12 protein-coding genes are annotated in these 13353 nt (G+C 42.5%); 4 read left to right on the forward strand and 8 right to left on the reverse strand.

The genetic code is table 11. The annotated features are described in order from the left end of the window. Nucleotides 1-10: 10 nt before the first annotated feature. From PSYC_RS00115 to PSYC_RS00125, 3 genes are all read right to left on the reverse strand, one after another. On the reverse strand, nucleotides 11-388 hold the full coding sequence (locus tag PSYC_RS00115) for a DsrE family protein (RefSeq protein ID WP_011279334.1): 378 nt from the start codon (nucleotides 386-388) through the stop codon (nucleotides 11-13). A 270-nt stretch (nucleotides 389-658) separates the two neighbouring features. After that, a complete protein-coding gene (locus PSYC_RS00120; RefSeq protein WP_011279335.1) occupies nucleotides 659-1711 on the reverse strand; it encodes a YheT family hydrolase in 1053 nt (350 codons plus the stop codon). 300 nt (nucleotides 1712-2011) lie between these two features. Beyond that, complete coding sequence (locus tag PSYC_RS00125) at nucleotides 2012-2608, reverse strand: YigZ family protein (protein WP_011279336.1); 597 nt, start codon at nucleotides 2606-2608, stop codon at nucleotides 2012-2014. 218 nt (nucleotides 2609-2826) lie between these two features. Here PSYC_RS00125 and PSYC_RS00130 point away from each other — a divergent pair, with 218 nt between their 5' ends. Beyond that, a complete protein-coding gene (locus PSYC_RS00130) occupies nucleotides 2827-3531 on the forward strand; it encodes a pseudouridine synthase (RefSeq protein WP_041757393.1) in 705 nt (234 codons plus the stop codon). A gap of 481 nt (nucleotides 3532-4012) precedes the next feature. Beyond that, nucleotides 4013-5098 (forward strand): thioredoxin fold domain-containing protein, encoded by a 1086-nt coding sequence (locus tag PSYC_RS00135; RefSeq protein ID WP_011279338.1) that lies wholly within the window; start codon nucleotides 4013-4015, stop codon nucleotides 5096-5098. A gap of 144 nt (nucleotides 5099-5242) precedes the next feature. Here the strand turns inward: PSYC_RS00135 and PSYC_RS00140 are convergent, their stop codons facing one another. Beyond that, a complete protein-coding gene (locus PSYC_RS00140) occupies nucleotides 5243-5893 on the reverse strand; it encodes a DUF2939 domain-containing protein (RefSeq protein WP_011279339.1) in 651 nt (216 codons plus the stop codon). A 483-nt stretch (nucleotides 5894-6376) separates the two neighbouring features. Here PSYC_RS00140 and dnaJ point away from each other — a divergent pair, with 483 nt between their 5' ends. Then, the gene (gene dnaJ / locus PSYC_RS00145; RefSeq protein WP_011279340.1) at nucleotides 6377-7501 is read left to right on the forward strand and encodes a molecular chaperone DnaJ; all 1125 of its coding nucleotides are present in this window, start codon (nucleotides 6377-6379) and stop codon (nucleotides 7499-7501) included. 328 nt (nucleotides 7502-7829) lie between these two features. Further along, on the forward strand, nucleotides 7830-8666 hold the full coding sequence (dapB, locus tag PSYC_RS00150) for a 4-hydroxy-tetrahydrodipicolinate reductase (RefSeq protein WP_011279341.1): 837 nt from the start codon (nucleotides 7830-7832) through the stop codon (nucleotides 8664-8666). Between the two features lie 82 nt (nucleotides 8667-8748). On the opposite strand, the gene PSYC_RS00155 is transcribed toward dapB, so the two are convergent. From PSYC_RS00155 to mpl, 4 genes are all read right to left on the reverse strand, one after another. Next, nucleotides 8749-9924: a type III PLP-dependent enzyme gene (locus PSYC_RS00155; protein WP_011279342.1), complete on the reverse strand. Its 1176-nt coding sequence runs from the start codon at nucleotides 9922-9924 to the stop codon at nucleotides 8749-8751. 107 nt (nucleotides 9925-10031) lie between these two features. After that, a complete protein-coding gene (gene def / locus PSYC_RS00160) occupies nucleotides 10032-10586 on the reverse strand; it encodes a peptide deformylase (protein ID WP_011279343.1) in 555 nt (184 codons plus the stop codon). Between the two features lie 371 nt (nucleotides 10587-10957). Continuing rightward, nucleotides 10958-11212: a GlsB/YeaQ/YmgE family stress response membrane protein gene (locus PSYC_RS00165; protein ID WP_011279344.1), complete on the reverse strand. Its 255-nt coding sequence runs from the start codon at nucleotides 11210-11212 to the stop codon at nucleotides 10958-10960. 334 nt (nucleotides 11213-11546) lie between these two features. Further along, nucleotides 11547-13064, reverse strand: a complete 1518-nt coding sequence (gene mpl, locus PSYC_RS00170) for a UDP-N-acetylmuramate:L-alanyl-gamma-D-glutamyl-meso-diaminopimelate ligase (RefSeq protein ID WP_011279345.1) — start codon at nucleotides 13062-13064, stop codon at nucleotides 11547-11549. Nucleotides 13065-13353 lie beyond the last annotated feature (289 nt).

Below are 13353 nucleotides of genomic sequence, written 5' to 3' on the forward strand. Positions count from 1 at the left end.
GCTTAAATACTTAGTTCAACTGAAATGACCCTTTTGCATTCATCAGCAGCTCAACCACGTCATCACCACTGATGACGGTGAAGCGCTTATCGATGGCTGATTCTTCTACGCCATTGTGTTTCATACAGGCGCCGCAGACCAATACTTGACCCCCTTTTTCGATAAAAGCTTCTAGCAATTCGCCAGCCGGTTCAAATGGCGCACCAATATTGACGTTATCTAACGCGTTCGGCAATGCCAAATATACCGCGTCTACCATCAATATGACCGATGCAGAATGACCTTTTTTAAGCGCTACGCCCGCCATGGTAAAGGCTAAGGTAATCTTACTTAGGTTTGATTCACTATTATCAAACAGCGTGCCGACATAATCCGTATTATTAACCATATTATTTTCCTTATTAAACTATTTTAATTAGACAATATTTAGTTGAGCATAAAACCCACTACCATCCTAACATTTACTATATGTATTTATATAATGTATTGTTAGGAAATAGTAGCTATAAGGTTACTTAGTTGTGAAGAGCTGCTTGAGCAGTTGGCTGCCAAGTCCGCTACGCACGGCATGAACAATGGTACTGGCGTAACGGATAAATGGATACATAAAGCAGCCTCAGAATGTTTAAAGATAAACTGATGTTATTTGGTTTATAAGTTATTTGGTTTTATTAGACGGCACACCAATATGGTTAAAGTAGGCGCTCACGGTTTCGGGTATCCAGTTGATATCAAATTTTGATTTTTTACTTGGAGTTTTTACATTGCTCCTGTCTGCACGATAGCGCAAATAGCCGATATGACCACCGTGTGCCGTATCTAAAATAGTGACACTATCTGAGACATCATTGGGCGTGGCAGTAAAGCCAATAAAGGGATCGTCTTTGGCGCTAATGAGTAATAGCGGGCGTGTGACATTCCGTAAATATGGCAGGGCAGAAGACGAGTGATAGTAATCGTTTTTGGAGCGATAGCCATGACGCGGCGCAGTGAAGATATTATCAAAATCGCTAATACGCTTTACCGCTTTGATAGCAGCAATCTCATCTGCAGTAATTTCATTCGCCAAGGCTTTTTTGATAATAGGGTTGAGCAAATAGGGTGTATAGATACGATGGCTCAAAAAGCTGTGCATCGTAATGGCAGCCGATGACATATCAACCGGCGCGGAAATCACTGCGGCGCCATCGCATAGCGCCTCATCATCATATTCACCCATATACTTTGCCAACGCATTACCGCCAAGTGACACGCCAACCCCATAAATATGCGCGTAATTCTCGCGCAAATTCTCTAACATATGATGCACTTCGCTAGTGTCACCAGCGTTATAAAACACTTTGCCATTAGCGGGGATACCGCCACAACTGCGAAAGTGAGCGACAACAAAATGCCACCCTTGCGCATGTATTTGATACGCTAACGCGCGGGCATAGTGACTGTCGCTGCTGCCTTCCATTCCATGAAACAGCACGATTAATGGCGTTTGCTCAAGCGCACCGTTTTCTGCATGTTGGACAGGATAGGCATCATAAAAGTCATAAGCGATATCTGTTTCGGCAAGTGAATCTTGCTTGATAACACGCCTATAATTGGGCGTTTTGGGTGCAAAAAACTTAGGTAAAATGCTTTGTAGATGAGGATTGGTCAGCCAAAATGGCGGCTTAAAAGGCGCTGGTGAGAATGGCTTTGTCAGCTTTGAGGTTGGCATATATTAGTCTTATTTTATGTTTGTTAAAGAATCGTTGTTAAAAAATCATGGTTAAAAATTAGTGCTTTATCATACCCACGCTCGTTGTCAAAACCAATGGTTTTCAGTGAACGCATGGTTACTCAAAACAATTAAGAAAAAAATAGTTGAAATACTTTAAAGTCGCTACCGTATTGCTGGTGTAAATTTTTTGCAGCCTCTGTCTGCGTAGGCACAGCAAGCAAGAAAAATTTGCACCAGTAGTACGTGTTGTATCGATATTACTTTTCACCGACTATAGCCTTTATAAACACTCATTTCTTATGGTGACTCTAAGACGCGTCCATCCATGGCCAGGCGTTCTTTTAAACGGTCGACATTTGCCTCAGCGAGCGTCACAGTCAATATCACTTGTTTACTATAATCGACATCATCGATGCTGCCGCCTAAACTCTCGACAATGTAACGGCACTGGGCTTCGGTGGCAAATTCTGCCAATATCTGTGCTTGTACCATGGGTATATAAGGACTTAATGTCATTTCATCGACCGCTGCTTGCGCCGAGCCTGCATAGGCGCGAGTTAGGCCACCAGCACCGAGTTTGATGCCACCAAAATAACGGACGACGATGATAATGACATTGCCGATAGATTTGTGCTGCAAGACATTTAATATCGGTCTTCCTGCGGTGCCATTGGGTTCGCCATCATCATCAAAACCTGCACTAGTGGTGTTATTAGGATCACCAATAATATATGCCCAACAGTGGTGGCGGGCATCAGCGTATTGTTTACGCAGCTGTTCCACGTGAAACATTGCTTGCTCACGTGAGGTCACGGGATAAGCATAGGCAATAAAGACAGATTTTTTGATTTCTAAGCGTGCAGTGATGGCATGTTTTAGCGTTTGATAGCTCATATTTCATCAGGTCTAGGTTGGATATGGTAAACTTGTCTAACTTTCACTGTTGTCCGTATTTGGCGCAGTGTAAATTTCATTTTTCATTTTTCATTTTTCATTTTTTATTATAGTACCACTTCTAACCATTGAAGATAGCCAACAACAGACGTGCGAGTGCATGCATCGTTGGTCTTTGATTGAGAGTGAGTATCCCAAAACGGATGGTAGGCAATCGTATGCGTCTAGATAAATTTCTGAGTAAAGCCACTGAACTGTCGCGTAAAGAATCAAAAAAAATTCTGCACGCTGGTGAAGTCACAGTAAACGAGCAGGTCATCAAAGATCCCGGCGTACATGTCGATATCGTCAATGACGATGTACAGTGGGCAGGCGAGCCATTATCGGTCGCGACTGGCAATCGCTATATCTTGCTTCATAAACCTGAAGGCTTTGAATGTACCTTAAAAGCTAAAGAATACCCAATCGTCACTGACCTTATTGCGGTGCCAGAGCTTGGTAGTTTACGTATTGCTGGGCGTCTTGATGTTGATACGACTGGCGCATTGCTCATCAGTGATGATGGCGGCTGGCTACATCGTGTAACTAGCCCGAAGCACGAACATGCCAAAGTCTACGAGTTGACGTTAGCAGATGCTATGGATAGTGACGCTCAAGCCAATGCTATCAAAGAAGTGGCAGAAGGGATTTTGTTAGAAGGTGACCACGAAGAAACCAAGCCTGCAACCCTCGAGTTCATCGATGAAACTCATGCGCGTTTAACCTTGGAGCAAGGTAAATATCATCAAGTAAAACGTATGATGGGTTATTTTGGTAATAGAGTGGTTGAGCTGCATCGTGCCAGTGTCGGTCATATTACTTTAGACGGGCTAGAGAAAGGCGACAGTCGTTTCTTAACGCCAGAAGAAGTGGTAAAATTCTAGGGTTATAGTCTATTAAATTGCAAATAGCACATTGAAAGTTTTATTCCCAAATCAGCAGCCACTCAACAGTGTGCTGCTTTTTGCGGTCTGCTATTTCTGTGAATGATGCCTCTCACTTGTTTCTGTCAGTTATAGTCGGTGAAAAGTAATATCGATACAACACGTACTACTGGTGCAAATTTTTCTTGCTTGCTGTGCCTACGCAGACAGAGGCTGCAAAAAATTTACACCAGCAATACGGTAGCGACTTTAAAGTATTTCAACTATAGCATTAGAGGCTGCCTGTGTTGCCTATCTCTTAAAGCTCAGTAGCAGTTTTGCAAAATTAAGTCTTTAAGACTTTGAAAAAAACCTCCTTGTGCTACAGTCAGCCTATCTTTTTTAATCTATATTTTTACATAATATAGTTATTTAAAGTTTCCTTGTTAAAGATTTTTTATTAAATAACTATCGTTATTAAAAACCAGATAGGACGGTCTCTGTGAAACTCCCTGTATTAAAATTAGCAAGTTTGAGTGGTGTTATGTTGGTAGCAACCACTGCTTGCGCGCAGCCGAACACTGCCGATATGACCAATAAAGCAGTCAGCCAAAAGGTTAGCCAAAGCGCCCAAACTAGCCAGAATACGCAAGCTATTGGCACGGTCAGCAAGTCTGTTGATAGCCGTTTGCGCCAATTGCTTACTCAAGCAGGTATCAAAACGCAGATAACCTCGATTGTACCCTCAAAATTACCCAATATGTATCAAGTCAATTTGGCGGAACAGTTGCCGTTACATATCACTGAAGATGGCAAATATGTCATTCAAGGCGAGCTGCAAAAGAATCCAAGCAAGCGGGTAGTGACCAAAACGCCAGCGCGTAGCACAAGTGCACAAATAGGTAAGCCGGTCAGTGCCAGTATCAAATCTGACATACTGGCAAATATGGGCGCGCTTAAAAATATGAGTGCCAAAACACCGTTCTTTTACACTGCAGTACCGGGCGTGATTTGGGGTGCGACTTTAGAGGGTGTACCGTTCTTGTTATCAGATGACGCACAGTACATCACTGATGGTGAAATATCAGTCATCGAAAAAGGTCAATTTACTGGGCTTGATAGCAGCTTTGAAAAACTTAAAAATCAATCTGTCCTGACCACGTTGGATACTAAGCAGCTGATTACCTATCCTGCAACCAGTGCTGAAAAAGCGGTGATTTATGTCGCAACCGATGTCAATTGTCCGTATTGCCGTAGACTACATAAACAGATGTCGATGCTCAATGCCAAAGGCGTGACGGTAAAAATGATTGGCTATCCGATTTATGAAGAGTCGCCTGAGCAAATGCGCGGTATCTGGTGCCAAGGTAATGAGGATAGTCGTCGTAAAGCGCTTGATAAGGCAATGCTACAGGGCAAGATGACGCCTGCGCCTGCAACTTGTAAAACTAATGATGTGGCAGGAAATCGCGAAAAGGCTGCAGGTCTAGCCGTCATGGCAACCCCTGCTATTTATCGTGAAGATGGCGTACTGTTTCAAGCGAGCTTTGAGAGTCCTGAATTTTTAGAATTCTTGGGAGTAAAGTAAGTCGTTGAAACTTTTATAGTGTGATATTTATATAATAGTTGTGATGTATATCATAATGAACAATGACTAAAAAACCGCCCTAGGAGATATGTTCCTAAAGCGGTTTTTTTTTGCTGCAGCCAAAAGTTAATGATGGCAAGTCGATTATGGCAAAATTATATCGATGATTTTCCAATCAATCAGTCCTTCACGCTCCATCTCTATGACGAGAGGATAACCTTTCACTTGCCCACTGATGGTGAAGCAATTAATACCGCAGTAGCTTAGTTTGGGCTTGTCACTATGCGTTCCTTGTACCGCCTGTTTTTCTAGCTCATCTGCTTGCTTTTCCATGATTTGCTGCATCTGATTCTTGACCACGGCATTGACATCACCGCGATGAATAATCAGATTCTGGATGAGGTTTTTTAAATCTACTTGATTGCTGGCGATTGCCCATGCTGCCGCCAGCTCTTTGGTGGCCGTATTGGCTTGACCTTGGGTATTGATGACTTTTTCGATGTTTTGCGGTGTGATGGCGCCAGCGACTGCTTGTATGATAAAACCGTTTGCTGCCTCTTTTAATGGCTCGCCACCAAGCACAGCGACCAATGGATACTTTGTCATGGTCACAGCAAATTGCTCAGTGAGCTGTTTTTGCATACTTGGGCGCACTTGCTCGTAGTCGATAGCTGCCGCGATAGTCGCACCATCTTTAGCATCATAAGCCTTTTTAAGCTGATAGGCGCTGTAATAAGGCGAGCCTGCATAGATAGTAATGGCAATGACAATCAATAAAACAATCAGCTTTTTCATAAAATCAATACCTTGATGCAAGCGTAATGGCGATGAGTGTAAATAGGGGTCTAAATAGTAATAGTTGAGTAGGGTCAGATCAAAATAGAAGAGCGTCACCTTGAGTGGCAGTTATTTTTAAACGGACTTGACTACAGCTATCAATATGGCGATAAATACTAGCATGGCTGAGCATTATCAAGGTATAAAAACCTTTGTTCATTCCTTAATCAACTCTTTTTAATATTCACCAAAGAGTCTAATTAACACTTTGTACCTCCGCCAACTTGATAAATGGCGCTGCCATCTCCATAAATAGCGCAAACTTTTAATAATTGATTTGACTAAGCAGCACCCCACTGTATTCGCTGGTAAGATTTATATGATTATCATCACTGTTCTCTATATTCCGCTATGTTTCATGTGAAACTTTTAGTGCGATGATGAGCATTATTGAACGATAAATTAACCAAGCGGTGGACTGTGAAGACGATAGGAGAGCCTATGAGTAAGCGCGATTTTTATGAAATACTAGGTGTCAGTAAGACCGCTGATAACAAAGAGGTCAAGCGAGCCTACCGCAAGCTTGCCATGAAATACCATCCAGACCGTAACTCTGACGACCCTGATGCTGAAGACAAATTTAAAGAAGCATCGATGGCTTATGAAGTATTGAGTAGCGAAGAAAAACGCTCAGCGTATGACCGTATGGGTCATGCTGCTTTTGAAAACGGTATGGGCGGTGGTGGTGGTGGTGGAAACTTCCAAGATATCTTCGGCGATATTTTTGGTAACTTTGGCGATATTTTTGGTCAATCACGTGGCGGCGGCGGTGGACGTTCGCGTCGCGGCTCAGACCTGCGTTATGTGATTGAGCTGACTTTAGAGGAAGCGGTACGCGGCTGCAAAAAAGAAATCAGCTTTACTGCACCTGCGCCTTGCGATACCTGTGATGGTAAAGGCGCAAAAAATGCCTCTGATATCGTGACTTGTCAAACCTGTCATGGTCAAGGTCAAGTCCGTATGCAGCAAGGTTTCTTTGCTGTTCAACAAGCCTGCCCACATTGTGGCGGTACTGGCAAACAAATCAAAAATCCTTGTTCTGACTGTCATGGTAATGGCGTCAAGGATAAGTCGCGCACGCTAGAAGTCTCTATCCCAGCAGGCGTTGATGATGGCGATCGCGTACGTTTGTCAGGCGAAGGCGAAGCGGGCGGCGCTGGCGTACAAAACGGCGATTTATACGTCGAAGTACGTGTTAAACCGCACAATGTCTTTACACGCCAAGGTGCCGATCTGTATATGGATGTACCTATTAGTATTACTGATGCAGCTTTGGGTAAAGAAGTTGAAATCCCAACCTTAGACGGCAAAGTCAAAATCAAAGTCGCCGAAGGGACACAAAGTGGTAAGTTGCTGCGAGTACGTGGTAGAGGTGTGACGCCAGTACGTACTACGATGAAAGGTGATTTGATTTGCCGTGTGGTCATCGAAACGCCAGTGAATTTAACCCGTGAGCAAAAAGATCTGTTACGTCAGTTCCAAGATACGCTTGATGGTGATAGCAAGCATCAGCAGTCACCACATAAAAAATCTTTCTTTAAAAAGATTGGTGATTTGTTCGACTAACAATATCCTTTACTTAAATGAATAACTCATAAAAGCCTGATAGTTTCACGTGAAACTATCAGGCTTTTTGCTATAGTTGATTCCAAATAAAGTAGATACATCATGTTTTGACGCGGCACTGGTATAAATTTTTCTGGCGTGCTGTGCCTGCGCAGACAGAGGCTGCAAAAAATTCATTCCAGTCCCGCTGTATCGTTTTTATACTGGGCTTACTATAGTGCTATAAAAAACCATTCATGGGCTGATATTTGCTAAAATTAGCCTAATAAACTTAGCCTAATAAATTTAGAAACTAGCGTATTAAAAATAAAGCATTCAGGATAATTATATGAGTCAGCAAGAGAACAAAAAAATGATTAACGTCGGCGTTATCGGTGCAGGCGGGCGTATGGGGCGTATGCTTATCGAAGCGATACAAGACAATCCACAAACGGCACTCAATGCAGCGATTGAGCGTCAAGGCTCAAGTCTTGTCGGAGCAGATGCAGGAGAAGTTGCTGCTATTGGGCGCTTAGAGGTACAGATTGTTGATGACCTAAAAGCAGTTATTAATGATATTGATGTATTGATTGATTTTAGCTTACCTGCTGCTACTGAACAAAACATGCAAGTCTGTGCTAAGCACAACGTCGCTATGGTCATCGGTACGACAGGATTTAATGAGCAGCAAGAGCAGGTGCTGGCAAAAGCGAGTGAGCAAGTGGCTATCGTTTACGCGGGCAATTATTCAACAGGCGTTAATCTGTCATTAAAATTGCTAGGTATGGCTGCTAAAGCGTTTGGTACGGACGCCGATGTCGAAATCATCGAAGCACATCATAAGCATAAAATCGATGCTCCGTCAGGTACTGCCTATATGATGGCAGAAGCTGTCGCAGAAGCCCGTGGGCAGAATCTAAAAGAGGTTGTTGTTTATGGCCGCGAAGGGCAAACCGGCGCGCGCGAAGCAGGCACTATTGGTATTCATGCGATACGCGGCGGTGAAATTATTGGCGATCATACTGTGATGTTTATAGCTGATGGCGAAGTCGTTGAGATTACCCATCGCGCGCGGGCAAGAATGACCTTTGCTGCTGGTGCGGTGCGTGCTGCTACGTGGATCGTTCAGCAGCCCGTTGGTCAATATAATATGCAGGATGTCTTAGGTTTAAATGACTATATCTGATGAGTAACAAAGTAAGCATGAAAAAGCGCGGCACTGTTATTCACAATGCCGCGCTTTTTATAGTAACGATTATTTATCAAAATTAGTTAACATAGACCACTTCTAACGGTGGGAAGCCATTGAACTCGATAGAGGAATAAGAGTTGGTATAAGCACCCGTAGTTAACCAAAATATTTTGTCACCAATCTCAAGCTCTTCTGGTAGCTGATAACCCGCTTCTTCATACATGATATCAGTTGAATCACAAGTTGGTCCTGCCAATACGACCGTACCTGCACTGGTCGAGGTTTCCATTTTTGGTGTATAAACAGGGTACTTGATGGCTTCACCCAAGGTTTCGATTAAACCTTGAAATAAACCCACATCGGTATAGACCCAGCGCGTCAAATCAGTATGCGATTTACGAGAAATTAATACCACGTCACTGACCAGTACCCCTGAACCGCCAACCAACGAGCGACCAGGCTCTAAAATAATCTCAGGCATGTCTTCAGCACTATAGTCATCGCTTAAGTAGCTTTTAATCTCTTCAGCATAGACTTTAATAGGATTGACTTCGCTCAGGTAGTTTGCCGGAAAGCCGCCACCCAAATTAATCATTTGAAGCTTAATGCCTTCCTCGTTCTTCATCCAGTCAAACATATACTTGACCTTAGCTAAAGCGTCATCCCAAGCAGCAACGTCTTTTTGCTGACTGCCCACATGGAATGAGATGCCATAAGGTACCAAGCCCAATTCTTGCGCTTGAATCAAGAGCTCAATCGCCATATTGGGGTGGCAACCAAACTTGCGTGACAACGGCCACTCAGCGGTCTCTGATCCTTGTACCAAGATACGCACGAATATTTTTGATCCAGGCGCATGTTTTGCGATGTTTTTTAAATCTGCTTCTGAATCAGTCGCATACAAATCAATCCCTTTATCAAAGGCATATTTGACATGCTCAGGCTTTTTGATGGTATTGCCATAAGAGATACGTGAGGCCTCAACGCCGCAGTCAAGCACGCGATCAAGCTCATAAATCGACGCACAGTCAAAGTTTGAACCAAGCTCAGCAAGCAGATTGATGACTTCGACAGCAGGGCTTGCTTTCATCGCATAATGAATTTTAGCATTAGGAAAAAAACCAACCATTTCATGATATTTTATTTTAATACGATTAAGATCAACCACCAAAAATGGCGTTTCACGACCTTCAGCCGCTTTGGTAAATTTCTGCCAGCCGGCAGGGTCAAAATATTGGTCGATTTTAATCATAGTAAAAACCTTTAATGAAAACGGGTATTTGATAGAGGTAAAAAATAAAGACGATAAAACTATCTAATGATAAACCTATGTGACAATCCGCTTATCAGAGAAATATATTAAGAATTTGCTGGCTGCGGCTCTTTTTCCGCAACTTGCTCGCCTTGTTTTTCACGTATTTTAAGGACTTTACGCACCTTATCACGCGCACGCGTCTGTTTCAAACGCGATAAATAATCAACAAAAATCACCCCATTTAGATGATCTATTTCGTGTTGAATACATACTGCCAGTAAGCCTTCAACTTCTTCATCGATAGCATTGCCATTTTGATCTATTGCTTCAATTCGCACTTTATTTGGGCGCTCAACCTTATCATAGACATCTGGTACCGACAGACAGCCTTCTTCATACGGCTGCTTTTCTTCCACCAATGGCGTTACTTTTGGATTGATAAACACTCTTGGGCTGTCTTTATCTTCTGATAAATCCATCACAATAAGCTGAATATGATGATCAACTTGGCTTGCAGCCAGACCGATACCTTCTGCATCGTACATGGTCTCAATCATATCGGTGATTAAGGTTTTGATTTCAGCAGTGACTTCCTTGACAGGCGTTGCAATCATGCGCAGTCGCGGGTCGGGATAGCTTAAAATAGGGAGTAACGCCATAAGGCTCACCTCAATGATAAAGATAAAAAATAGGTTGGATATTATAAGATAAATGGAGACAAAAGTAATGCTTATCAATAGCTAAAGGTAGATATCCTTACCGATAAACATAAGAAAACTATAGTATTAATCTATTGATAGAGGAATTTGAAACAATAAAAAAAGCCTTGATTGCACAAGACCTTTATCTTATATATGAGTTGTTTAAATATATTAGCTATAGTCGGTGAAAAGTAATATCGATACAACACGTGCTACTGGTGCAAATTTTTCTTGCTTGCTGTGCCTACGCAGACAGAGGCTGCAAAAAATTTACACCAGCAATACGGTAGCGACTTTAAAGTATTTCAACTATATTTAGCTGTACCTAATTATATGCGGCGTTTACTCATAATCATCTCGTAGATGAACAGTAAGGTAATCGCACCGATTACTGAGAAGATTAGACCAGTGAAACCGCCATCAGCGTTGATACCGATTAATCCAGCAACGAAACCACCAAGCATCGCACCAACGATACCCAATACAATGGTCATAATCCAACCCATAGGGTCGCTACCTGGCTTAATCGCACGTGCTAATAAACCTGCAACCAGACCAACGATAATCATCCAAATAAAGCTCATATTGATTCTCCCAAAGTGTGTTTCATTTATAATGGTTTACTTATTTTGTTGAATCCATTGTAAACACTATCAAGATTGAGAAATAAGCAAAAAATGTTACCTATGTATGGGCTCTGTGAGGAAAAAGCGTTATTTGCTATTTAGCAGGGGAAATAGGTAAACGGGGTGTTACAAAAGTAGTAAAGTCGCTAATGAAATGGTTATATGCTATTAACTATAGTCGGTAAAAAGTAATATCGATACAACACGTACTACTGGTGCAAATTTTTCTTGCTTGCTGTGCCTACGCAGACAGAGGCTGCAAAAAATTTACACCAGCAATACGGTAGCGACTTTAAAGTATTGCAACTATATTACCTAAAGCAGTTAATAAACGCTGATGAATGCCTTCGAAGCCACCATTAGACATAATCACTATCGCATCACCTGCCTTGGCATGTGTACAGATATGCTTAATAATGTCATCCACGCTAGAGAGTACCTGTTGGCTGCCAATACTTGGGTTTGCGATAGTGGCATTATCAATGACTTCTTTTAGACCCCATTCAAGTCCGGTAGGCTCGTACCATAATGTATGGTCAGCGAGGGTAGCGGACTGCGCTAGACTATCTTGATGGATACCCATTTTCATAGTATTGCTACGCGGCTCAATAATTGCCCAAAGTCGTCTATCCGCTAGCTTTTTCTTAGCACCATCCAAAGTGGTAGTAATCGCCGTTGGGTGATGAGCAAAATCATCAAAAACTAAGATGTCATTTACATCGCCGATAAGCTCCATCCGGCGCTTGATACCGGCAAATGCTGATAAAGCGGCGCAAGCAGTTTTGACACTCACCCCAATATTATAAGCTGCCGCTATGGCAACGAGGGCATTATTGACGTTATGCAGACCACTCATTGACCAATTGACCAATGCCGTTGCTTCTTTATTATCATTGAAACTCACAGTAAATTGACTACCATCTGCACTAATAAGTTCAGCTTGCCAGTCGCTACTATTTTCTGCTTGGCTGTTTTCTAAGGGGCTATCTTCTCTACGAACACTAGAAATTGTTGAGTCAATAACAGATGTACGCCAGATAGGCGTCCAAACCCCTTTTGCCAAAGTATCTTCTAGGCTAATGGTCGCCGCTGGCATAATGATTTTACCGGTGCTCGGAATCATACGTACCATATGGTGAAATTGGGTTTGAATAGCATCTAGATCAGCAAAAATATCGGCATGATCAAATTCTAAGTTGTTTAAAATTGCCGTACGTGGACGATAATGCACGAATTTTGAGCGCTTATCAAAAAATGCAGAATCATATTCATCTGCTTCAATGACAAAATAGCCTGTGTTTACTGAGTTATCACTATCGTCTTTTTCTGTGCCCAAATAACTGCTATGAGCAAAAACTTGCTGCAAATTCGTATCAGTAGTATTGACTAATGGCACACCGCCAATCAAAAACCCTGCATCGATACCGGCATAATGCAGTATCCACGCGAGCATGGTCGTCGTCGTGGTCTTGCCATGAGTACCTGCCACCGCAATGACATGGCGAGATTGCAATACTTGCTCAGATAAAAACTGCGGTCCAGAGGTATAGCGCAGACCTGTATCGAGCATATATTCAATCACATCCATGCCGCGTTTCATCGCATTACCGACGACTACCAAATCCGGCGCTGGCTGCAAATGCGCTATCAAATAGCCCTCTTCGATAGTGACGCCTGCCTGTTCAAGCTGGGTGGACATGGGCGGATAAATATTGGCATCTGAACCAGTCACCGTATGTCCAAGCGCGCGTGCCAGCAATGCCAGCGAGCCCATAAAAGTACCACAAATACCAAGAATATGAATATGCATAGACGTTCCGTACGAGCTTGAATAAAAGGAATGAAAATCTAATGTAAGCCAATAAAAGATAGATAGATAGTGCTATATCAAAGCTAATATTAGATTAGCAAAATATTGGCTTAGTCCAATGTTCTTTTACGCTGAGCCAATGATTGTAGTACAGCAGGCAAGCGCTCATTGTAAAGTAATCATGGTTCGTTGACCAATAAAAAACGCCTAGTAGGTAGGCGTTATCGAAATTATAAAGTGCTCTGATTTAATATCATCTCAAAGATGTTGTATGGCGTCATTATTCACG

The organism is Psychrobacter arcticus 273-4, from assembly GCF_000012305.1.
Lineage (GTDB): Bacteria > Pseudomonadota > Gammaproteobacteria > Pseudomonadales > Moraxellaceae > Psychrobacter > Psychrobacter arcticus.

Coding starts and splice junctions, on each gene's coding strand:
- PSYC_RS00115 (WP_011279334.1), bottom strand. CDS start 388: ATGGTTAATAATACGGATTATGTCGGCACGCTGTTTGATAATAGTGAA.
- PSYC_RS00120 (WP_011279335.1), bottom strand. CDS start 1,711: ATGCCAACCTCAAAGCTGACAAAGCCATTCTCACCAGCGCCTTTTAAG.
- PSYC_RS00125 (WP_011279336.1), bottom strand. CDS start 2,608: ATGAGCTATCAAACGCTAAAACATGCCATCACTGCACGCTTAGAAATC.
- PSYC_RS00130 (WP_041757393.1), top strand. CDS start 2,827: ATGCGTCTAGATAAATTTCTGAGTAAAGCCACTGAACTGTCGCGTAAA.
- PSYC_RS00140 (WP_011279339.1), bottom strand. CDS start 5,893: ATGAAAAAGCTGATTGTTTTATTGATTGTCATTGCCATTACTATCTAT.
- dnaJ (WP_011279340.1), top strand. CDS start 6,377: ATGAGTAAGCGCGATTTTTATGAAATACTAGGTGTCAGTAAGACCGCT.
- dapB (WP_011279341.1), top strand. CDS start 7,830: ATGAGTCAGCAAGAGAACAAAAAAATGATTAACGTCGGCGTTATCGGT.
- PSYC_RS00155 (WP_011279342.1), bottom strand. CDS start 9,924: ATGATTAAAATCGACCAATATTTTGACCCTGCCGGCTGGCAGAAATTT.
- def (WP_011279343.1), bottom strand. CDS start 10,586: ATGGCGTTACTCCCTATTTTAAGCTATCCCGACCCGCGACTGCGCATG.
- PSYC_RS00165 (WP_011279344.1), bottom strand. CDS start 11,212: ATGAGCTTTATTTGGATGATTATCGTTGGTCTGGTTGCAGGTTTATTA.
- mpl (WP_011279345.1), bottom strand. CDS start 13,064: ATGCATATTCATATTCTTGGTATTTGTGGTACTTTTATGGGCTCGCTG.